Consider the following 23,265-nt stretch of genomic DNA (forward strand, 5'->3'; position numbering starts at 1 on the left):
TCTTAAGATTAGTTAAAAAGCAAAACGGAAATTCATTCCTCCGGTAATATTGAAATTAGTAGTAATCAAACCTCCTGTAAAAACAGTTGCCAATCCCGGATTCAGCTCTGCGCCTAAACGCATACGACTTGCCACCGGACTTTTTCGGGATAACTTAAAGCTCATTTCCAATGGTACTCGCATGATCACCCCGGAAGTAAGTTTATTTGAAAATGTTTGAGCCTTGGTTTCATTCAGTAAAGGTTGCGGATAAGCATATCCCTGACCTTCATTCGGTAATCCTTCCAAGAGGTAACTATCTAAATAAGATGCCCTAACCTCACTAACAATACTCAGCATACACAGCAAATCAAATCCGGTTTCAAATTGGAACAAACGATTGGGATTGGTTGCAATATGCTCCCCTACTCCAAATACAATACTTTTCGAAGTATATCTTTTTGCGATCGTTTGGTTCCTGTTTCCGTAAACATAATACTCTTGTCCGTTTTGACTGGATGTCAGCGTATCAATAATCTCCCTGTCTTCGTGATACCAGCGATTTTCAGCTCGCAACTCCGGCCCGTAACCTAAATGAAATGTTGTTGTTGCCAGGAATTTACGCCCGGGTTGTTTAGCTGCTCCGTTTATCAGTGAAAAAGAAAATAGATAATATTGATTGCTGGAAGTCGTATGGATATTATCCTTGATCTCAACTCCGTTAAATCCGGTCGTCAAAGAATCCGGAATCTCAAAGCCCGGAGTCATTTTATCCCATTGAGATCGCGTAAAATCAAATACAACGCTGTTTGCCATTCCATGTGTCATCTTGACAATAAAACGGGGATTTTTGGTATTCAACGAATCGCCTTGCTGGGAAAAAACAATTCCAGACATTAACACCGATAATAAAACTATGCAGATTTTCATAAATTAATTTTAATGACTGATTAACAGCGTAATTGCTTATTTATTGTGTTTAAATATCAAAAGCCCGATCCCAAATAAGGAGTAAAGACAACGCTGATTTACCTTTATCACTAACAAAAAAGCAGCTTTAAACAACTCTAAAAAGCTCATTTTCATGTGTTTTCAAAAATTCGTAAAAAAAGCAGTAATTCGAAACATAAAATCACTCAAAACATTGTTAAAACGAAAAGAAACCGCTATTTTTGAATCGCATTTTAAAAACGAAATCTAAATTCTCAAACATGAGTGTTCTAGTTAATAAAAACTCTAAAGTAATTGTACAAGGATTCACAGGAAGTGAAGGTACTTTCCATGCAGGTCAAATGATTGATTATGGAACAAACGTTGTTGGTGGTGTTACTCCGGGAAAAGGAGGTGCATATCACCTGGATCGTCCTGTTTTCAATACAGTTGCTGATGCAGTAGCTAAAACCGGCGCTGATGTTTCTATTATTTTCGTTCCACCGGCATTTGCAGCCGATGCCATTATGGAAGCAGCAAATGCAGGAATTAAAGTGATCGTGTGTATTACCGAGGGTATTCCTGTAAACGATATGGTACGTGCAAAAGAATACCTGAAAGGAACAGGTGCTCGTTTGATCGGGCCAAACTGTCCGGGTGTAATTACTGCCGGTGAAGCGAAAGTGGGTATCATGCCTGGATTCGTTTTCAAAAAAGGAAAAATCGGTATCGTTTCCAAATCCGGAACATTGACATACGAAGCAGCAGATCAGGTTGCGAAAGCAGGATTGGGAATCACAACCGCGATTGGTATCGGTGGAGATCCGATCATCGGAACAACGACAAAAGAAGCAGTGGAATTGTTGATGAACGATCCTGAAACAGAAGGAATTATTATGATCGGTGAGATTGGTGGTAGCCTGGAAGCAATCGCGGCTCGCTGGATCAAAGAAAACGGTACCAAACCTGTTGTTGGGTTTATCGCCGGTGAAACAGCACCGAAAGGACGTACCATGGGTCACGCAGGTGCAATCGTTGGTGGTGATGACGATACCGCAGAAGCTAAAAAACGAATCATGCGCGAGTGTGGAATTCACGTAGTGGACTCCCCTGCTCACATCGGTTCGAAAATGGCTGAAATTTTAGGAGTTACAGCGTAATCGCTCTAATTAATACTACAAGATCCCGATTCTCAAACGAGTCGGGATTTTTTATTTTTTGAAAGGTGGATGTAATATTGCAAAATTACGTCCAAAAAAATCATCATATTAATTACCTTCAAGTTATCATTCGATTACAAACATGGACAAACAGCGCAAATACAAACAATACGAATCACAAGACCCGGGTTTAGGTACTGCTTATCAAAAGTCCGTCAAACGTATTTTGAACGAAGACGGATCTTACAATATCAAACGCGTCGGAACGATTCGGATGCTCAAGGATTTTTACAAATTCCTGGTTGATCTCAATGCCTGGAAATTCGGTTTCTTTCTCGTGGGTAGTTTCCTGGCTGCTAATCTTTTCTTTGCCGCGATCTATTGCTGGATCGGAACCGAACACCTTCATGGGATCAATCCAAACCAAAATGAATTCGTTGCAGCTTTTTATTTTAGCGCTCAAACGTTCACAACCGTCGGGTACGGTGCAATTGCTCCTGTCGGGAATTTAACCTCCTTCGTTGCAGCCATGGAAGCCTTCGTAGGTTTGATCGCTTTCGCCATTGCAACCGGTTTGATCTACGGCCGGTTCTCCCGGCCTTCCACCAAAATTGCATTTTCCCACAATGTCATTATTACTCCTCATAAGGATAACATGGCACTGATGTTTAAAATCGTGAATCAACGTAACAGTGTACTTTTAAATACCAAAGTGCATGTCAACCTTTCTTTAGTCGATGAGGATTCGGAATCCAATATGATGAAGCGACAGTATTATTCACTTCCCCTGGAGGTGGATTTTGTTCGTTATTTTCCTTTAACCTGGACTTTAGTCCACAGCATCAATGATGATTCTCCCTTGTACGACCTGACTTTATCGGAAATAAGAGGGAAATTGGCAGAGCTGTTTATCATTATTGAGGCATTTGATGAGACTTATTCGCAAACAGTGATCCGCAAACACTCTTATGCTGAACATCAATGGGCAACAGGGGTCAAATTCAAAAAGAACTTCAGTGCAGATGAAAGCGGTACCATCGTTCTCAACATAAACGAGATCAGCGATTTGGAAGTACTTTCTTAATTATCAATGAGCAATGATTAAATTATCAAGCCTTCCCGCACTTGATAATTGCTAATTGATAATTTAATTACCTTTGAAGTATGGCACAATACAGTTCTACTTTGTACCCGGTTATGGAACATTTCTACACGCTGCAGGGTGAGGGAAAATATACAGGAACTTCGGCATATTTCATTCGATTGGGTGGATGTGATGTGGGTTGTGTTTGGTGTGACGTAAAAGAATCCTGGAATGCGGATATTCATCCGAAAATGAGCGTGGAAGAATTAAAAAACATCGTTTCCCAATCTCCGGGAGAATTAGTCGTTATTACCGGTGGAGAACCTGCCATGTACGACTTGACCGTTTTAGTGGATGCACTGCATTCCATCGGGAAATATGTAGCCATTGAAACATCCGGAACGAGTGAATTGGCAGGAGATGTCGACTGGTATACCTTCTCTCCAAAAAAATTTAAAACACCCGTTAAAGAAGCGTATGCGAAAGCTTCCGAATTAAAAATTGTTATCTTTCACAAATCAGATTTGGCATGGGCAGAAGATCATTCCAATAAAGTGAATGAAAACTGCGTGCTCTATTTGCAACCGGAATGGTCAAAAAGGGAACAATTATTGCCGACGATCATTGAGTATGTGAAAAATCATCCGAAATGGAAGATTTCTTTGCAAACGCATAAATACTTAGAAATACCTTAAGCATGAAAAACCTTTTAATGGCTTGTTTCATTTTGGCTGTCGCTTCTTGCTCAACAGCACAAATGTCCTACTCCTCCAAAAATAAAAAAGCAATTGCCCTTTTTGAAGAAGGCCGGGCGGAACCAAGTAAGTCTGTCGATCCGAAAACACATGGCCCCAATTACGCCGCAGGAATCGCCCTTTTGGAAAAAGCATTGGAAAAAGATCCGAATTTCTGGGAAGCGCATATGGTGGAAGCAGAAATGTATGAAGAACTGAATCAGCCATATAAAGCCATTGAACATTACCGGAAAGCAATTGCTATCAACCCGAATCCAACTTCCGGAGGAGCGGTTTATTTCTACCTTGGAACATTGGAATACACGATAGGTGAATACGAAAATGCTGTAAAGAGCCTGACAACATTCACCCAGGCAAAAGGTGCACATCCGGAGAACATTGCACGTGCAAAACAACTTATTGATGATTGTTCGTTTGCTATAGAAGCAATGAAAAATCCTACTCAGTTCAAACCGGTAAACCTTGGTCCGGGGGTCAATACAAAAGATCCGGAGTATTTTCCAACTATTACTGTTGATGGTAAAACACTCTTGTTTACGCGCCTAATTGATGACAAACGGGTCAAAGGATCTTACCAAAAACAGGAAGATTTTTACGTATCCAATTTGAGTACATTCAATACCTGGGAAACGGCTGTACCGATGCCCAAAAATATCAATACTGTTAATAATGAAGGTGCTCCGACAATCAGTGCTGACGGCCGAAACCTGATTTTTGTGGCTTGTTCCGATGAAAGTGGAATAAACTATGGCGAAAACCGGAAAGGAAAGGGAAGTTGCGATTTGTTTTACACCAAACGACTCGGAAATCAATGGGTGGATCCGGTAAACCTTCCAGGGGCGATTAATACCGGGAACTGGGAATCGCAGCCATCGTTATCCGCTGATGGAAAGACGCTTTATTTTGTACGAAAAGTCATGTCCCGAAACGGCAGACCGGACTCGGACATTTATTTCTCAACGTTAAAAGAAGATGGTTCCTGGGATACGCCGGTACGTTTGCCAAATACAATCAATACACCCTATATGGAAGAATCTGTTTTGATCCATCCCGATGGAAAAACGCTGTACTTCTCTTCCCAGGGACATCCGGGAATGGGTGGTCTGGACATTTTTGTCTCCCGTATGAATGAAAAAGGCGAATGGGGTAAACCGGAAAATTTAGGCTACCCGATCAATACCAGCGCCGATGAAAATTCCTTACTGGTGAGCGCCGACGGAGAAATCGCATTCTTTGCTTCTGACCGGGAAGGTGGTTTTGGTGATTTGGATATTTACTATTTTGTCATGCCGGAAAAATTCCGACCGGTGAAGACCCTTTACTTCGATGGATTAGTATTCGATGCCGTAACTAAAAAGCCACTTGCTGGAAAATTCTCCCTGGTAAATATCAAAACAGGGGTTGAAGTGATTAAATCGGAGGCTGACCAGGTAAACGGAACATTCACTGTGTCGCTTCCTTTGAATGAAGAATATGCTTTATCCGTAAGTTATCCGGGATATACCTTCTACTCTCAAAACTTTAACATGACTGTGGCAGACAACCAGGAATCTTTCCACATGGATGTTCCTATGAATCCGATCGATGAGGCAGGACCTGCAACAGCATTACGTAACGTATTCTTCGATTTAGGAAAGGCAACTCTTCGTCCGGAATCGTATGTAGAATTGAATAAATTACGTGACTTATTAAAAGCAAATCCGGCTATTAAAATTGAGATCGGTGGACATACGGATACACGCGGTGACGCTGCAGACAACTTGAAGCTATCGGAAGCACGTGCGAAATCGGTGAAGGATTATCTGATCGAGCAGGGAATTGAGACCTCCCGCTTGTCATCCAAAGGATACGGTGAATCCATACCGATCTTTACCGACGAAGCAATCGCAAAAATGACCAAAGAAAGCGAAAAAGAGAAGGCACACCAGGAAAACCGCAGAACAGAATATAAGATCTTGAAATAATGCATTTCTTTCGACTCATACGACCAATCAATCTGCTTGTCATTATCCTGACAATGTACGGAATACGTCTATTTTTCCTTCCTTACTTTTCAGAAGATGTATTGCTAAAAAAATCACATCCACACGAAGCATTGGATTATTTTCTGTTGGTATTTTCCACTGTATTAATTGCTGCAGCCGGAAACATTATCAATGACTATTTTGATGTAAAAGCGGACCGGATCAATAAACCGGATAAACTGATCGTTGGAAAACACATCAAACCCCGCTGGGCAATTGTTTCGCATTGGACCTTAAACTTTGTTGCATTTTCCATTGCCTGTTATTTAACCTGGGCGTATGAAACATTCTGGTATGTGTTCATTCATTTATTAAGTATCAATGTCCTTTGGTTTTATTCGATGTATTTCAAACGAAAATTCCTGATCGGGAATCTATTCATTGCAGCTCTAACCGGGCTGGTTCCCCTATTGTGCGGAATTCACTTTTTAGGTTTGACAACTCCGTTTCAAAGTGCCAATTTTATGAGTGATTTTAAAGAAGGTGCGAATTGGATCTCTCAATTAAACCTGAAAATTTTCTTCATTGTCGCATTGGCATTTTTTGCATCCTGTTTGAATCTCGTTCGCGAAATTGTAAAAGATATGGAAGATGTGAAGGGTGATTTATTATTAAAAGCAAAAACAATTCCTATCGTTTTGGGAGTTAACAAAGCAAAATGGATCTCATTGGTTTGTTTGGTTGCAATCATTCTTATTTCCCTTCCTTTTTTAATCGAAGGATATTCTGTTTTCAATCAAACCTTCGTTCGTGTCATGGGTCCCTCTTTTATTATATACATCTTGTTGTTACTCTGCTGTGTACTCCTGATGAAAAAGCCGGAACAAAAGCGATTGAAGCAAATTGACCTGATTTTAAAAATAACGATGCTCATTGGCTGCTGTATGCCGTTTTACTGGTATTTTCTATGAAAATGTTTAAATGGATCCTCGGTTCTCAATCTCCCCGGAGAAAAGAACTTTTGGCAGGTATTGGTGTTGAATTCGAGGTTCGGATACAAGATACCGAAGAAGTTTATCCTGATTCGCTTCCTGCGGAAGAAGTTCCGGAGTTCCTGGCAACATTAAAAGCAGAAGCACTTCTCCCGGATTTGAGTGAGCATGAAGCAGTTATTTGCGCAGACACGGTAGTGATCTTAGATGGCGAAATTTTGGGAAAACCACTTGATTTTGAAGATGCACATCGAATGTTGTGTCGTTTGTCAGGGAAAAGACACACGGTAATTACAGGTGTTTTTATCGGTTCCAAAACAAGGAATACTTCTTTCTCGGAACGAACGGAAGTGGAATTTGAAAATTTATCGGATGAGGAAATCAGCTTCTATATCAATCAATATAAGCCATTTGACAAGGCCGGCTCATACGGTGTTCAGGAATGGATCGGTTATGTTGCCGTGAAACGCATGGAAGGTACGTATACGAATGTAATGGGATTGCCCACCAATCGATTATACAAGGAAATTCAGCAGTTTCTTTAGTAAAAATCGAAACAAAAATGAGATTCCAAAACGGGTTTTAAAAAATCATCGGTCCAAACCAAAACGCGGTTCATTAAAACCAGATCGTGTTTTTTGCAGCTATTTCATTTTTAATGCTACATTTGAAAAAAATCACTATTTATGAAATACTACATCTTTTACACGCTACTGGCTTGGATGCCGGTAAACACCCTTTGCTCAGCTCAACCACTGGATTCAGCTACTATCAGCAGGATCGTTGAGCGAAGTAACAAATCAGTTATCAACGCCCTGCAACCCGCTGTCAAACCTGCAACACAGGACAGCACAGTCACAAAAGCTGCAAATACCCCGTCTACTGCAGCCACGGCAGGCAGCAAAGTTGTACAGGACGTCATTACATTTTTACCGGTCGCTTTTTTCAGTGTACTGATCTCAATGATCTTTTTCAAATTAAGAAAAGACGGGGTCAAACTCAGCGATATCCTGATTGACAAAGAAGCGGTAGCAGAGAAGAAAAAAGCAGCGGCGGCGACAGCAGCTAAAACACTGGAGACAAAAGCAGATATTATTAAAAACAACTCACAAGCTTTTACAAGTCCGGACCAGGTTACAGCCGCTACGGCCACATTGGATCAGCCGGCAAACACCACCGCAGATACAGAAGCCGATAGCCAAAAAACACAAAGCACCAGCAGGCTGATCGTATTCATTTGCGGGATCACATCCATTGCCCTGGCTTGCTGTATTTGCACATTTTATTTCTACAAGTCTTTTACCGGTACGGAAAAGGTAGACCTGGGAAATCTTACCAATGTACTTTACGGTTTGGGGCTGGGCGTATTGCCTTATGGTTTCAACAAAATAGCCGCCGCACTAAAATAGTCTAACAATAACCCATTTCGCTCGATTACCTTTGAGCGTTCCATAAATAAAAACGGGGTTCTTCGCCAATGCGAATGAACCCCGTTCTATTTTCAGTTTAATCCTTATTGCTTAACAAACGGTGTCGTTTCGGAACCGTTATCTCCGCTTACACGTACCAAATAGTATCCGTTCTGCATATCATCCACGCGGAAGTCTGCCGCATACGTTTGATTATTCCCGTTAACCGATTGGTGTTTCACCACCCGGCCATTCATATCAATAATTTCTACTTTGGCGTTGTTTCCAACATTTCCAACCAACTCCACACGGATTTTATCCGCAGACGGATTCGGAAAAACCATTAGCTCATTATCCGACACTTCTTCTTCCAGACCTAAACCAAAACCAACGGAGAAATCGTATCGGTGATATGATCCGAAATCCGAAGGGAAAATTTCGATCATGGAACCTCCTACTTTTCTTACTCTGAATCCACCGGTTGTTTCTCCTTCCACTTGTGCCGAATACCAGAACCCGATTCCATCGTCGTCGCTGTCTTCCAAAATCAACGAATAACACCCAGGTGCCAAATCGAATGTATCCTTATAATCCGTTGTATTTGTCAATGTGGTTCTCTGGAAAATAATATTCCCGTTCTGATCCACCAATCTCCATTTGTTTTCATTCGCCTTGTTATTGGTGGTCATCCACACGTAGAACGCACCGTTAATTACTTCCGGGGCAGTATATTTCGTTCTGAACTCATCGTTTTGATGGTATTCGTCGAGTGTATTGGATCCGGAAATTTCAATTACACGGGCATAAAATCCATTGGACGGATTTGCACCGAACCAAAAATTCTGGTTGGTAATCGGGATTTCAACCATTTCTTTCTGAAGGAATCCCAGGTTCCCGGTCCAAACATAGTCGATAAAATTGCCATAGGTCACCCAAATGCGGATCTTACAGGAAGTCAGCGGGAGAGATCCGTTATTTTGCAGGATCACACGCGGATTCGAACAAGTAGGATTCCATTTACTATAGTATTCATAACTGTTTGGATTCAATACATCCAGAATAGCCGCATCGTACTGAAAGTTTGGAGCTGAATACGATACCAGGTCAATGGCCGTAATAAAATTACCTCCGGCCTGTCCCGGATCGTTTACAGGTACATCTGTAATGTCATAATCAATCGTTACGGTATCACCCGGTGTAACGTAAGATGTCAGTTCGTGATCGAAATCTGTGACCATGTCGCCCGGACACCAGCCTTCACGTGCATACGGCCAGGTTCCTCCCTGTCCGATATTCGGGTTTTCTCCACAACCATCCGTTCTCCAAATACTCCAGCTGAACCGCTCTACTCCATCGATGATGATTTTATGTTGTTTATCCTGCCATTCGCAACATGCGCCGTTTCCAACCTGACCATGTCCGGTTAAACGTGTTCTGATCTTAAAGTTGGCAGAAGTATCTGAAAGAACTACTTCTTTTGCCTGCAGGACTACATCATTTGCCATATCGGCATAATTATAAGATGTCCAGTTTTGCCAGATCGGTTTGATGTCATGCACATCTCTTGCCGGAATTCCTTCAATAAATGCAAACTTCAAATCGATCAGTTCCTGGGTATTGTGAGCAGCAAGATCCACCATGCCATGCAGGTATTTCTGATAATCGGTCACATCATAAATCCAGGTAAATCCTTGCGGTCCCAAATCAAACCCAATCCCATAAGGAGTAATGTAGCGGCCAATCTCAATATCATTCACTTCTTCAAAAGGAGGTTCGTAATAGGTAATGGTTGCATTCGTTTCAGTTATGTCAACCGGACTTGGTCCAGAACCAATTGTTGCACCGGTTGATGTCAACGTATCGATTGTCCCCAAAGCATAGGTCTTCTCATTGGAAGCCACAATGAAACTATTGTCGCTTGCAACGTAGTTGAATTTCACAGAAACTTCCGGGAAAACTGCCGTTAAAACAGAATCCGTTTCAGGGGCGTTGTACGTCCCATTATCCAATGAAAAAACAGGAATTTCATTCAGGCTTTCCGTTCCCGCAATATAGCTGTTGTTCAAAATCATTACTGCACTCGTATTGGAAGCCATTGCTAACCGATTATGCACACTGCGGTCGATTATTCCACTTTCACCGTCGAAATCATAGTACAGTTCCAAATCAGCATAATTCGGATGGGAATTGTTTATTTTTTTATTCATCCACGCTGCAATATCGGAGGCATTCAAAGCTGTTGACCAAATAGAAAATTCATCCAACTGGCCATTATAAAAATTCCCTTCAGCAGCATTTGCACCCAAAACAAATCGCGAGATCTTTCCTACCGGTAAATTTTTCCCGGTTCCCGAATGCCATTGTACTCCATCTTTATAGATGAACATCTGACCTGTTGAAGTTTTCTTCACAAAGGCCCAATGATGCCAAACATTATCAATTTCCGCTGCCGTTGCCAGTTTTGAAATTCGATCGTAATTGGGTCCATTCCCCGCATCGAAGTAAATGTTGTTATCAGACCAGGGAAAATGGATGTTGAATACACGGTGATTTAAGGAGTCAACAGCTTCCAAAACTGAAGTGTTCGTTCCTGCCACTCCATTTCCTTTTGCCCAGAAAGCCACTGTTACATCGCCACCCAAATTGACATTACTTAAATTCAAATCAGCGAAATTGCTTCCGGTTGCATGGAAAACACCTCCCCTGTTATTGTAAAACAACGATGTGCCCGAACCAAGTGTTTGCATAGCCAATCCGCTTGAAATGCTTGCAGTGTGAGCATCTTCATAAGAAATTTCGATAATCAGGTTATCTGTTCCGTTATAACTGAACGGTTGTGCAAAATGAAAAACATTTGCTCCATTCACTATATTCATGATATCATCCGCATACACGGTTGTCAGTCCACTTGTTTCCCATGCAGTCAGGGAAGCAGCTAAAGTATGCTTGAGTTTGACCGTTACATTTTCCAATTCGGAAACATCCTGGTTGAACATTAATTGCAAAGCCTGGAGATTTCCCGCAACGATTCCGTTTGCAGCCAAATCAGAAGCAGAAACGATCCATTGCATTTTGGCTCCGTTGGAACCTGCATTCACAAAATTGATCACCGAAGAAGCTGTTCCAGAAATGGCATGCATATCAGAACTCTGCACGGTTCTTCTGGTAACTTGCCTGTATTGCTGATCAAAATATGCCTGGTTGGCATACGCATAAGAAGCCGGTGCAATAGTATTCACTTTAAACTTCTTCCCGTCAAACTGGACTGAGTCCATGATTCCTGTATGTTCAAAAATGCGTGTGTAAGCCAAATAATCCCATTCTCCACAATTGTAATTGTCCCAGGTTGTCAAAGGACTGCATTTCAACTTGTAATACATCAGCACTTTCTCAAAGCGCTTTGTATCCAAACTAGCCGGAAATTGGAATTCAGCTCTACGTGTGCTGATGGTATCAAACGTATAGGTTTGAACCCAGGTCGTATCCTGAGCAAGAGAAGTCATTGCAATTAATCCCAAGACACCGGAGAGAATCCACCGCAGCGGACTTAAAGTCAATTTTTTCATGTTTTATAATCAAGTATAGAATGGTAAAGATAGTCCAAACACGTCTCTGCAACTACATCGATTTTGCGACATTTTCGGGACAAACACCCTTTTTTACACTCAACTATTGCAAAGCTGGTTAGTAAACTTTGTAGATTGGAAGCCGGTTAAAGGTCTTTTTTTCAAACCGTTGACTGTTCTGATAGACAAAGAACAACTGCGCTTCAGCACTTTTGGCAAATTCCGGGTCATCGGTTTTCTTCTTTTCCAGTTCCTCACGAAGGCTTGGATTCTCTTTTAGCAACTTTGCTGCTTCATCTTCGAAAACATAGGCAGAGAAATATTCTTTTTCCTGGATATAACTGTCCAGGAAGTTCCAGACGAAATACGAATCTTCGCAACGCGGCTCCAAAACAGACAGGATAAAATTCACTTTGTCCTGGTCGCACGGAATCCATATACTTCCTTTCGGAACATTCACCTCTTCTTCATTCTCCATACTTTTCACCTTCCGGTGAAGGTAGTGTCCTTCATAGGGTTTTGCTGCCGATTCAAAATCCAATATGCGGATCGTATGCACTTTCCGGATGGACCTATCCTCTATTTCCGTGAATTGAACTCCATTGGTTTTTAACCGCTCGATCACGGCAGTTGCTTCTCCTGAAACAATGTACCCCTTTGGAATTCGCACGGAATCATGAGACAAATAGGTTTGATAATAGGGAATGTATTTCGCATAAGGCTTCGAACGATCATAAAATAATCGCTCCTTTCCGGAAATTTCACTTGGCTTATATCCGAACTCGTATCCTTTAAATAACAACGAGTCTTTTTTATCCGCCAATTGGTAGTTGAACCGGAAAATACCGGATGCATGCTGCTTGCTTTCAAGTTTCGCCTGCTGTCTTGCGCTTTCGATTTCCTTTGAATTTACCTGGCTCCAATGCATTAAAAAATCCAAATAATCTTTCGTAGCCTTCACCCGTTGTGGAAAAGGTTTCAGCATGTGTGTTTCAACAGTGATACTGAATGTATTGAACAGTGAACCATAACCTTGTGCATAACGAGGCAGATCATTGAAAGCCTGAATTCCCGATTCGGGAGTTTCTTCCCTTGTTTCCACATATGGTGACCAATCCCATCCCTTCTTTTTCAAAGTTTTCGTTAGATCCGGAATGTATTCCTGACTAAAAACATGGTACATACCCGGAGTCATCCGCTCTTTCATGGAATGAATCAGCGTTAGTGTATACTGGTAATCGGCCCCGTTGGAAACGTGTGTATCTACCAATACATCCGGATCCAGGGCATGATATATTTTTGCAAACGTTTGCATGTTTTTCGAATCCATTTTGATAAAATCACGGTTCAGATCCAGGTTTTGGGCATTTCCTCTGAAACCATATTCTTCCGGTCCGTCTTGGTTTGCCCGGCTTGAAGCCGAACGGTTCAGCATTCCTCCGATGTTATAAGCCGGAATAATCGCAATTACAGGCAACTCTTTTGTGTTCTTCCCTTTTTTGATCCACTCTTCGATCCACAACAAACAAGCATTGACTCCATCCGGTTCCCCCGCATGAATGGCATTATTGATTAAAACCGTCGTCTTTGTCTTTGCTTTCTCAAACGTTTGCAAAGAATCTCCTGCTCCGTTCAGAATAACCAGATAAATAGGAAATTCAGTATCGGATTTCCCCATTTGGTAAAGTTCAATTTCCGGGTGACCGACATCCCACTTTTTATAGATGTCAATTAATTCGGGATATGTCGGTGTTTTATTTCCGTCCCATTGAGTGAATCCAATTAGTGGAAAAATCAGTGCGAAAAAAGTCAGCTTCATGCTCAAAAGTACTTCAAATGTTCAAAAAGTTAACTGGTTAAAAAAAAATGATACCTTGGAGGATTCCAGACGAGAAACGGATCGGGGTATTTTTTACAGAATCCGTGGGTTTATTTTAATCTATTTTAAAAATGTAATAGTTTAAAAATGAACTATTTACTTGTAAATCTGTTCGTATCTTTGGGAACACCCGAATTCTCGAATTCTGATTTTTTAACCGGCTATTTTTTCGGTCACTTCCTCTTCAAACAAGCCTTTCCGGTGATTGATTCCCCATTGGATCATAGTATCCATGACCTCCTGAAGTTGTCTGGCAGAACCCGTTAATTCATATTCAATGGTTACCGGGATGGAATCATAAACCGTTCGTTTCACAATTCCGTTCAGTTCCAATTCTTTCAATTCCTTAGACAGCATTCGCGGTGTAATCTTTGGAATAGTCCGTTGGATTTCCGTAAAACGGCGCGTCTTCCCGAAAAGTAACGATCCGATAATTTGCAGCTTCCATTTCCCTGAAATAACATTCAGTGTATCATTCATTGCCAAAACAAACTGAATGGGGCATGATTTTGCCTGTTCCAATGTCATTTTATTTCCCATAATGCAAAGTTAAGGCTTTGGACTATACTAAAGTATAGCGCTATACTTTAGTATAGCACTTCCTTTTATATACTTTACATCCATAGCTTTGTCACCCAAACCCTACTGATGGATATCGGGGCTCAATTAACAATTAAAAAAAAGACAAATGATTTTAGTAACAGGTGCAACAGGAAATTTGGGAAAAGCAACCGTTGAATTTCTGGCAAAGAAGATTCCTGCAGACAACATTGCAGTTTTAGTACGTGACGAAAATAAGGCTTCAGATCTGAAAGCCTTGGGAGTAGCAGTGAGAACCGGTGATTATAACGATAAAGACTCATTGATAAAGGCTTTTCAGGGGATTGACAAACTGCTTTTGATCTCTTCCAATGATTTCAACGATCGGTTGGGACAGCAAAAAAGAGCAGTTGATGCTGCCAAAGAAGCCGGAGTAAAACACATTTTGTACACCGGTGTTTCCATGAAAAACATTGAAAATTCAGCATTAAAACACCTGATGGAAGAACATTTTGACACGGAAAAATACATTTTGGATTCCGGATTGAATTATACCTTTTTAAGGGATAACTTATATGCAGACGTTATTCCGATGTTTATCGGAGAGCATGTGCTTGAAACAGGTATTAACTTCCCGGCAGGAAAGGGAAAAGTTGCTTTTTCATTGCGAACAGAAATGGCAGAAGCCTTCGCAAATGTATTGAGTACGGAAGACCATGAAAACAGAACCTATGAGATTTCCAACGTAGAAAGTTATTCTTTCCAGGATGTTGCCGATGCACTTTCTGCCCATTCGGGAAAAACAGTAGCTTATCATGATCTTTCGGCGGATGAGTTTTCAAAAGCACTGGCAGAGGCTGGAGTTCCCGAAGCAATGATCGGTTTTTCAATTGGGTTCGCAACAGCAGCCAAAGACGGAGACTTCGATGTTCCGAACAATCATTTAGAGCAATTGCTGGGAAGAAAACCCCGTTCTTTGAATGAGTTTATCAAAGAACTTTATTAATGACCAACACTTAGCGAATTTTAAAAGCGATTCATGAACGGATCGCTTTTTTTATTTTGTAACTTTCAATCTTTCAATAGTGATATATGATTATAGATTTTCTAACCGGTGTGCTGCTGGTGAACTCGCTTCCCCACTTGCTACTGGGTATTACAAAAACGCGTTTTCTCGGGATGTTCGGCTACAAGCCAAAAGCCAATATCTGGTATGCTGTTGTGCAGTTTCTACTTGCGCTGGTTTTGTTCCATATCAATCACGGAATCGAAACGATTTTGAAGAATGGGATCTTTTTAGGCGCAGCCTGTACTTGTTTCCTGTTCCTGATCTTCGGAAAAGCAATGATGAAATTCTACCGGAAAAAGTAAACTTTTTAATAATCAATTAGCAACTATCAATAATCTAAAGTCGTATCCACTTGGTAATTGCGTCATTGATCATTCATAATTTTAAAAAATGGATTTATTCTCCTCCACAGATGAAACGACCAACCTGCTTCCGCAAGATGGCATCGTGCATTATTATGGGGTTGTTTTCCCAAAAACAGAGGCAGATCGTTTTCTCCAATACCTGTTGGAACACATCGAATGGAAAAACGACGAAGCGGTTATTTTCGGGAAGCTGATCGTTACGAAGCGAAAAGTAGCCTGGTATGGTGACCGGGCATTTGAATACACGTATTCTAATACCACCAAACGCGCGCTACCCTGGACAAAGGAATTGCTTGAACTTAAAAAAGTTGTCGAAACAAAAACGGGTGAAACCTATAATTCCTGCCTGCTCAACCTGTACCACGACGGAAGCGAAGGAATGGCCTGGCACAGTGATGCGGAAAGGGATTTGAAGAAAAACGGAGCTATCGGGTCTCTAAGCTTCGGCAGTGAGCGCAAGTTTGCTTTCAAACATAAAAAAAGTTCGGAAACCGTTTCACTCTTATTGGAGCACGGAAGTTTACTGGTCATGAAAGGAGAAACCCAAAAGCACTGGCTGCACCGACTTCCTCCTACCAAGCTTTCCAATAAACCGCGAGTGAATTTAACGTTCAGGACAATTGTTGAGTGAGTATTCTCCATCGTTGTTTATGAAAAAGAACCGGAGTCAGCTGCAACACAACTTTCGATACATTCCACTTTTTCAGGTAAAAATTCCCTTTCAATTTGAGGATTATGCTTTTCTTTGAATATGAATGCAGCACAGGAGTTTTTATCCGATTTCAAATTTACCCGCAATTTCAGCGAAGTTGTCCCACTTTTGGTAAGGGATGCGGAACTTAAAACTGCCATTTTTGACGAAATTAGATCCAAAGTATATCCTTTTCCCGAATATGCATCCTGGATTGCGGTTCATTTCTTTGAAAAACATCCTGAACTGATGACCCGCGAGGAGTTTGATACGATGGTTTCTGTTTTGAGAAAGACCAAAAATCACTCTGTCCAGCGCAATTTGACCAATGCCTTAGTGAATGCACCCTTCGATTGTTCTGAAAACGGGGAATTGCTGGACCTGTTGATTGATTTCCTGCATCAACCGGAAACGCTTCCTGCTTTGAAACACCATGCCTTTCGCATGATCGAACAGCATTATTTACCTGCTTATCCGGAGTTGATGCGTGAATTAAGAACCTTATTTGAGGTGATTTCTTCTCATCCGAAAGCTTCCATGCAAGCCATGTCCCGAAAATTTGAAAAAAAATACCGTAAACATCCGTATTATGAGCAATAAACTTCTTTTTGGTCTTATTTCTTTACTCTTCATTCACCAAGGATTTGCGCAAACCATTCGTTTGGAGGAAATCATGAAAGGGGAAGAATTTGTCGGGTTTTCGCCACAGAACATTCACTGGGCAATGGATAATGAATCCGTCACGTTCGACTGGAATCCGAACGGGGAATTGGGAAGGAGCCTGTATGCTTATCAACTGAAACAAAAGCGCACACTTAAAGTCCCGGTTGTCGACAATCGCTTTTTCTGGACTCCTACTTTAGATAACCACGTTCACCTATCTGACAACCATTACTTTAATGACAATGGAGATTTGGCCCGCTATCATTCCAAGTCGAAATCAAAAACAACTATTTATTCGGGAAAGGAACCTATTGGAGCGGTCTTTAGAAACAACAATTCTCCATTCATCTACTTTATGTTGGAGAACAACCTGTTTTGCTACAATGAAACGGTTGGAAGTATCGTACAGATAACCAATTTTATCCAGGGAAGTCAACCTGCCGAAAAAGCAGACACCAGCTTTCTTTACCAGCAGCAACGTGAATTATTCTCGTTTATTAAATTGCAGGATGAGAAGAAACAGTGGAATGAAAAGCAACCGAAACGACCTGTTCCGACGGGGATTTATTATTCCAAAAATGAATATGTGAGCCGCGTGAATGTAAGTGCGGACGGGAATTATGTTTCTTTTGTTTTGGTCATGGATTCCGACGAGCCGACAACGAATTACGAATCATATATCACTGGTGACGGATTTACACACTCCAGACAAGCGAGACCGAAGGTAAACGACAAAGAACCGAACACCCGCATGGGAATTTTTGACACACGAAAGGATACCGTTTATTTTGTAAACGCTTCTTCCCTGAAAGACATTCGCAAAAAACCTGCCTACCTTGCCGATTACGGAATAACCGGATCGTATTCAAAAGACCGCGATATCTGTTTTCACCAGGCGATTATGAATCCGGCCGAAAATACCGCCCTGGTTGATATCCGTTCGTATGATAATAAAGACCGCTGGATCTGTTCGGTAGATCTTGCAACAGGTTATTTGAATGAATTGGAACACCAGCACGATGAAGCCTGGATCGGCGGACCTGGGATTTCGGAATGGAACGAGGAAGAAGGAACCCTATTCTGGATAAATACCGGCGATTTCGTTTTTCAGAGTGAAGCGAGCGGTTATTCACACCTGTACTCCATGAACGCTTCAACAAGAACGAAAAGAGCATTAACCGACGGCAACTGGGAAGTGCGAGATCCCTTCCTATCCAACGACAAAAAAACAATCTATTTCGTCGGCAATAAAGTTCATCCGGGCGTTCGAAACGGATATAAACTGGACCTGGTTTCGGGAAAAATCACGCCTCTTTTTGAAGGGAATTTCGGAATTGAATGGAGTTTATCACCGGATGAGAAAACCTGGGCAATCCGCTACTCAACAAGCACACAGCCATGGGAATTATGCATTGTTCCGAATACAACCGGCCAAAAATTAGTCCCGGTTACCAAAAGTACCCTGCCTGGATTTGAACAATTGATACTCCGAGCACCCGAAATCATTCAAATTCCATCTTCAGACGGAAAACAAATCTATTCCCGGAAATACACTCCGGAGAAATCGAACGGAGCCGCGGTATTGTTTGTTCATGGTGCCGGATATTTGCAAAATGCGCATTATTACTGGAGCTATTACCAACGTGAAATGCTGTTCCACCAATTGCTGATTTCCAAAGGATATACTGTCCTGGATTTGGATTACCGCGCCAGTGAAGGGTATGGAAGAGATTGGAGAACAGGTATTTACCGAAACATGGGAAACCGTGATCTATCTGATTATGTTGATGCCAAAAACTACCTGGTCAAAAATCACGCTATTGATTCCAACCGGGTGGGAATTTACGGCGGAAGTTACGGCGGGTTCATTACACTGATGGCCCTCCTAAAAACCCCGGACACATTCCATTGCGGAGCAGCCTTGCGCTCTGTAACGGATTGGGCGCACTACAACCACGAGTATACGAGCAACATCCTGAATTACCCTTCTACGGACCCAAAAGCATACAAAAGGAGCAGCCCGATCTATTTTGCAGAAAACCTGAAGAATCCCTTACTAATGCTTCACGGAATGGTTGACGACAATGTGCAATTCCAGGATATTGTGCGTTTGAACCAGCGTTTTATTGAACTTGGGAAGACAAATTTCCAATTGAGCATTTTCCCCACTGAAGCGCATGGATTTACCTTTACTCCTGCATGGATTGATGAGTACAGACGGATTTTAGAACTTTTTGAAACTCATTTAAACTAACTTCCGTGTTCACCAGGTATTTCTTTAGAAGAACCATTCGCAATTTTTTAAGATCATGGAGATTAGAGAATTAAACACCTTAGAAGACATGTTACCTCATCTTCCGGTTCTGCAGGAAATGTATCCCAACCTGGACCTGGAAAGTTACCAAAACATGCTAACGGACATGATTCCGAACAATTATGCACAAATCGGAGTATTCATTGCTTCCGATTGTGTGGCAATCAGCGGGTATTGGCTGGCAACAAAATTGTGGTGCGGCCGGTACCTGGAACTGGACAATGTGATCGTTCGTGAATCTGCCAGAGGAAGTGGTGTAGGAAAAGTGATCCAGCAATACCTGGAAGAAAAAGCGTTTGAGCTTCAATGCAACATCATGGTCCTGGATGCTTACACCACTAATTTTAAGGCACACCGTTTTTATTACAACCAGGGATATGCTCCCAGGGGATTCCATTTTATCAAAATCCTGGATGAAGAAGGGTTGACCTGAAAGCAATTATAAAACGATTTTATCAAGAGATCCTTCGCCCTTGATAATTAATTTGATTTGATGCGCTTCATCTGGTCGCGGATCATTTTTCCGCAGGTTTGAATCTGGTCTACAATTTTAGAAACCAGTTCTTTGGTTTCTTCTTTGCTGAGTTGGGTATCTTTTTCAAGGTTCAGCAATAATCCGGCAGTGATATTCATTCCGAACAATCTTGCCGGACTTAAAATCTGATGCGCTTGTTTTCGCAATCCCTCCCAGTCCTCGTCTTCAAAGAAATGGATCAGGTCAATGGAATATTGCGGCATCATTTCCAGGAAGGCTCCATACATTTCCATCAGGTACTCTTCGCTTCCTTCTGCACGTTCTTCCAGGATCGAGAGATCCAGCAATTCGGGAGTTTCTTCTTCCTCCTGGTTCTTCGCTTCCGTAAACAGGATATTGTTCTGGTATCCCCATTTTACCAATAACTGATAGAGTTTTTCAGGATTGAATGGTTTTGAGATATAATCATTCATCCCGGCTTCAATGAATTTATTCTGATCCCCCACCATGGCAGAAGCAGTAATTGCAATAATCGGAACAGAGCAGGTCGGTTCGGCAAATTTTGTCCGGATAAAACGGGTAGCTTCCATTCCATCCATTCGCGGCATGTAATAGTCCATCAGGATTACATCAAAATTCCGGTCTTTCAAAACTGTAATGGCATCAATCGCATTATCCACTGCAAGTACTTCTACGTTCCATTTATGGAGGTCATACAGGATAACACGCTGATTAATGGAATTATCCTCTACCAGGAGAACACGCAAACCCTCTAGGTTTTTCACCAAGACAATGTCTTCATTACTGATATCCTTGGTTTCCACATGCTTGTTATGAAGTTCAAAATCCAGTTCAAATGAAAGTGTTGTTCCCTGCCCTTCTTTACTGAATAAGCTGATCTGTCCCCCCATCGCTTCCACGAGCGATTTTGCAATTCCCAATCCCAAACCGGTTCCGGAAGCAGTTCTTGTGCGGTGATCTTCCAATTGGGTGAAATTCTCAAACACGAAATCCTGTTTTTGCAGAGGAATTCCGATCCCGGTATCTTTCACTTCAAAGTAAATGCGCTCCATTCCCTTTTTTTGATGAATGCATTGTACCTTCAGGGTAATGCTGCCATCAATAGTGAATTTGATTGCATTTCCTACAATATTTAACAGGATCTGATTCAAACGAACCGGATCACCAATCACATAATCGGGCAATTTTTCGTCCAAATCGAGTTTCAGTACCAATCCTTTCTCTTCTACCCTGTATGCTATCGAATTCACGAAATTCGACAACAAATCCTGCAACGAAAACCGCACGTATTCAAAGGACATTTTTCCAGCACGGATCTTTGAAACATCCAGCAAATCATTTACAACGTGCAACAGTCCGTTAGCTGAAACCCCCAATGTATGGACAATTTCCCGCTGTTCCCTGGACAATTTTTCGTCATTCAGCTGCCTGGTCAGACCAATGATCCCATTCATCGGTGTGCGGATCTCATGACTGACATTTGCCAGGAACAGTTCCTGTGTCTTCAATGCGTTCTCAGCCTTCCGTTTCTCGCGGATAGCCAATTCCCTCGCCTCCAGTAAATCAGTAATATCCGTGTCTACATAGACTAAGTATTTCAATTCATCGTGCTCGTCAAAAACGGGAGTCAAAGACGTTTGAATGTATTTTTGTTCCTGATTTTTCAATTCTTTAAAGGCCTGAAAAACTACCGATTCTTTGGTTTCGATTGCCTGCTCAATAAAAGCTGAGATTTCAGCGCGCGTCAGGCCACTGAGCTCGTAAATACTGTTTCCCTTTTTCTCGAAAAACTCTTCCGCCGAATTCCAACCGTATAGGCGTACAAATCCTTCATTTACCCAGGAAATAACGCCTTGTGGGTTCGTGATCTTAATCCCGTTATTCGTATTGCTGGCAACGATAGACAATCTTTCCAACTGTTTGTTCTTGGAGAGAATGACTTCGTTGGAAGAAACCCGGTCTTTATAGCGGACGTAAATAAAAATCAGCAAAGCGATCAAAAGCGCGATACTTCCTATCAGCAGGTTCAAAATAATAACTTGGTTTTCATTATTATCGCTTTGAAGCCGTTTGTTCTTGTTCAAAATGGCAATTTCTTCATTCTTTTTATTCAGATCATACAGAAATTGCAAGCGAACCAATTCCTTTGCATTTTCTTCATCGCTGTATTCCTCCAGCTTCTCATTGTATTTGATCCGGTATTCGTAAGCTGCTTTGTAATTCCCTCTCTTGCTTTCCAGGTCCGAATAATACGCGTAATAGTCTTTATATTCCGATAAAAACTGAAACTGTTCGATGTATTTTTGATACTCACCCAGGAGTTTCTCGGCATCATTCAACCGGTTACTTTGTAAATACGATTTTATCAGCAACCTGCAATTGCTGTAAATGAATTCCGGCATTTTTTTACGAACATAAATCTTACGTGCAAAATCCAAGTACTTTTTCAAGCTGTCTGTTTGCCCTTCCAGTCCGTATGCTTCACCATAATTGGAATAGCCAACCGCATAGCTGACCGTATCTTTCATGGCCAACGCCCCTTCAATGCATTTTTGTGCATATTTCCGGCTGGTTGTCAAATCCTCTTTTTGCTTCCGAACCTGGTAATAGATCAGGTATAAATTCGACAGGTTGTTATTAGATGATAAAATGAAATGATCAAACTTCTTCGTTTTTGCTTCAAACAAGGTCGACTTGTAGATTTTTTCCGCACAACCCAGGTACCAGGTATTCTTTTTCTCATGTCCATAATCAGTTAAACAATGCCCCACGTAACTTTTACATGTAAAATACTCTTCCAGATTTTTCCCTTTTCTAAATTCCGCCATTGCCCGTTCAAAGTGATTCCTGGCTTTCAAAAACACTCTCAGGTTCTTAAAAATCTGGCCGATTAATTTTTCCGTTTCAGCAATCCGTTGATGATCCTGCATCTGTTCGGCCACCGCGAGTGCCTGGTAAGCATAATCCGTAGCAGACTTGAGGTTACCCGTTTGCTTTTGATAAACGCTCAGGGTGTGTAAAACCTCATACTTCAGGTTCTTTTTGCTATTGGTTTCACGCAGGCGATTCGCCTTAGACAACAGAGCGATGCTGGAATAAATGTCCGAATCCTCCATTTCCTTTGCACGACGCAGCATTTTGGTCACGGAATACGCCTTGTCCTGAATGGAATCCGCGAACACGACAGATTGATTCAGGAGAACACATAAGGTCAGTAATCCGAATCTAACACGCTTACCAGCTATTTTTCCAGGTTTGGAACTCATAAATTTGAATAACAAACATTTAACGTGAAATTAGGGATTATTTTCCAGCTTTATTTTAAACCCTCGATGAAAAGGGCTAAAAATGAATAGATTGTGCCTTACACTAAACGGATCATGCATTTGGCTACTTGTTTTTGTGCTTT

Annotated in this window: 18 protein-coding genes; 13 read left to right on the forward strand and 5 right to left on the reverse strand. The window is 41.5% G+C overall.

Going from position 1 to position 23,265, the window contains the following annotated elements; all coding sequences use genetic code 11:
• Positions 1-12 precede the first annotated feature (12 nt).
• Positions 13-909 (reverse strand): hypothetical protein, encoded by an 897-nt coding sequence (locus FO442_RS02645; protein ID WP_186279845.1) that lies wholly within the window; start codon positions 907-909, stop codon positions 13-15.
• 281 nt (positions 910-1,190) lie between these two features.
• Between FO442_RS02645 and sucD the strand changes: the two genes are divergently transcribed.
• From sucD to FO442_RS02680, 7 genes are all read left to right on the forward strand, one after another.
• Positions 1,191-2,069, forward strand: a complete 879-nt coding sequence (gene sucD, locus FO442_RS02650) for a succinate--CoA ligase subunit alpha (protein WP_144331585.1) — start codon at positions 1,191-1,193, stop codon at positions 2,067-2,069.
• Positions 2,070-2,211: 142 nt separating this feature from the next.
• The gene (locus tag FO442_RS02655; protein WP_144331586.1) at positions 2,212-3,153 is read left to right on the forward strand and encodes an ion channel; all 942 of its coding nucleotides are present in this window, start codon (positions 2,212-2,214) and stop codon (positions 3,151-3,153) included.
• Between the two features lie 80 nt (positions 3,154-3,233).
• On the forward strand, positions 3,234-3,848 hold the full coding sequence (locus FO442_RS02660) for a 7-carboxy-7-deazaguanine synthase QueE (protein WP_144331587.1): 615 nt from the start codon (positions 3,234-3,236) through the stop codon (positions 3,846-3,848).
• 2 nt (positions 3,849-3,850) lie between these two features.
• A complete protein-coding gene (locus FO442_RS02665; RefSeq protein WP_144331588.1) occupies positions 3,851-5,872 on the forward strand; it encodes an OmpA family protein in 2,022 nt (673 codons plus the stop codon).
• A gap of 53 nt (positions 5,873-5,925) precedes the next feature.
• Positions 5,926-6,843 (forward strand): geranylgeranylglycerol-phosphate geranylgeranyltransferase, encoded by a 918-nt coding sequence (locus tag FO442_RS02670; RefSeq protein WP_186279847.1) that lies wholly within the window; start codon positions 5,926-5,928, stop codon positions 6,841-6,843.
• Positions 6,844-6,845: 2 nt separating this feature from the next.
• On the forward strand, positions 6,846-7,409 hold the full coding sequence (locus FO442_RS02675; protein ID WP_246073804.1) for a Maf family nucleotide pyrophosphatase: 564 nt from the start codon (positions 6,846-6,848) through the stop codon (positions 7,407-7,409).
• A 141-nt stretch (positions 7,410-7,550) separates the two neighbouring features.
• Entirely contained in the window at positions 7,551-8,273 is a 723-nt protein-coding gene (locus FO442_RS02680; protein WP_144331591.1) for a hypothetical protein, read from the forward strand.
• 104 nt (positions 8,274-8,377) lie between these two features.
• Here the strand turns inward: FO442_RS02680 and FO442_RS02685 are convergent, their stop codons facing one another.
• The 3 genes from FO442_RS02685 to FO442_RS02695 all read right to left on the reverse strand — a co-directional run bounded on the left by FO442_RS02685 (position 8,378) and on the right by FO442_RS02695 (position 14,258).
• On the reverse strand, positions 8,378-11,839 hold the full coding sequence (locus FO442_RS02685) for a T9SS type A sorting domain-containing protein (protein ID WP_144331592.1): 3,462 nt from the start codon (positions 11,837-11,839) through the stop codon (positions 8,378-8,380).
• 118 nt (positions 11,840-11,957) lie between these two features.
• Positions 11,958-13,658, reverse strand: a complete 1,701-nt coding sequence (locus tag FO442_RS02690) for a M14 family zinc carboxypeptidase (RefSeq protein WP_144331593.1) — start codon at positions 13,656-13,658, stop codon at positions 11,958-11,960.
• Positions 13,659-13,871: 213 nt separating this feature from the next.
• Positions 13,872-14,258, reverse strand: coding sequence for a winged helix-turn-helix transcriptional regulator (locus FO442_RS02695; RefSeq protein WP_144331594.1), 387 nt, complete (start codon positions 14,256-14,258; stop codon positions 13,872-13,874).
• Between the two features lie 148 nt (positions 14,259-14,406).
• On the opposite strand from FO442_RS02695, the gene FO442_RS02700 reads away from it, so the two are divergent.
• From FO442_RS02700 to FO442_RS02725, 6 genes are all read left to right on the forward strand, one after another.
• A complete protein-coding gene (locus FO442_RS02700; RefSeq protein ID WP_144331595.1) occupies positions 14,407-15,264 on the forward strand; it encodes an SDR family oxidoreductase in 858 nt (285 codons plus the stop codon).
• Positions 15,265-15,350: 86 nt separating this feature from the next.
• On the forward strand, positions 15,351-15,629 hold the full coding sequence (locus tag FO442_RS02705; protein ID WP_144331596.1) for a hypothetical protein: 279 nt from the start codon (positions 15,351-15,353) through the stop codon (positions 15,627-15,629).
• 88 nt (positions 15,630-15,717) lie between these two features.
• The gene (locus FO442_RS02710; RefSeq protein WP_144331597.1) at positions 15,718-16,323 is read left to right on the forward strand and encodes an alpha-ketoglutarate-dependent dioxygenase AlkB family protein; all 606 of its coding nucleotides are present in this window, start codon (positions 15,718-15,720) and stop codon (positions 16,321-16,323) included.
• A gap of 120 nt (positions 16,324-16,443) precedes the next feature.
• Positions 16,444-16,983: a hypothetical protein gene (locus tag FO442_RS02715; RefSeq protein ID WP_144331598.1), complete on the forward strand. Its 540-nt coding sequence runs from the start codon at positions 16,444-16,446 to the stop codon at positions 16,981-16,983.
• Positions 16,973-19,300 (forward strand): S9 family peptidase, encoded by a 2,328-nt coding sequence (locus FO442_RS02720; RefSeq protein WP_144331599.1) that lies wholly within the window; start codon positions 16,973-16,975, stop codon positions 19,298-19,300. Before FO442_RS02715 ends, FO442_RS02720 begins: the two co-directional genes overlap by 11 nt.
• Before the next feature lie 55 nt (positions 19,301-19,355).
• Entirely contained in the window at positions 19,356-19,793 is a 438-nt protein-coding gene (locus tag FO442_RS02725; protein WP_144331600.1) for a GNAT family N-acetyltransferase, read from the forward strand.
• Between the two features lie 47 nt (positions 19,794-19,840).
• On the opposite strand, the gene FO442_RS02730 is transcribed toward FO442_RS02725, so the two are convergent.
• Complete coding sequence (locus tag FO442_RS02730) at positions 19,841-23,122, reverse strand: ATP-binding protein (protein ID WP_144331601.1); 3,282 nt, start codon at positions 23,120-23,122, stop codon at positions 19,841-19,843.
• Positions 23,123-23,265: the final 143 nt, after the last annotated feature.

The organism is Fluviicola chungangensis (assembly GCF_007558725.1).
Classification (GTDB): domain Bacteria; phylum Bacteroidota; class Bacteroidia; order Flavobacteriales_D; family Crocinitomicaceae; genus Fluviicola; species Fluviicola chungangensis.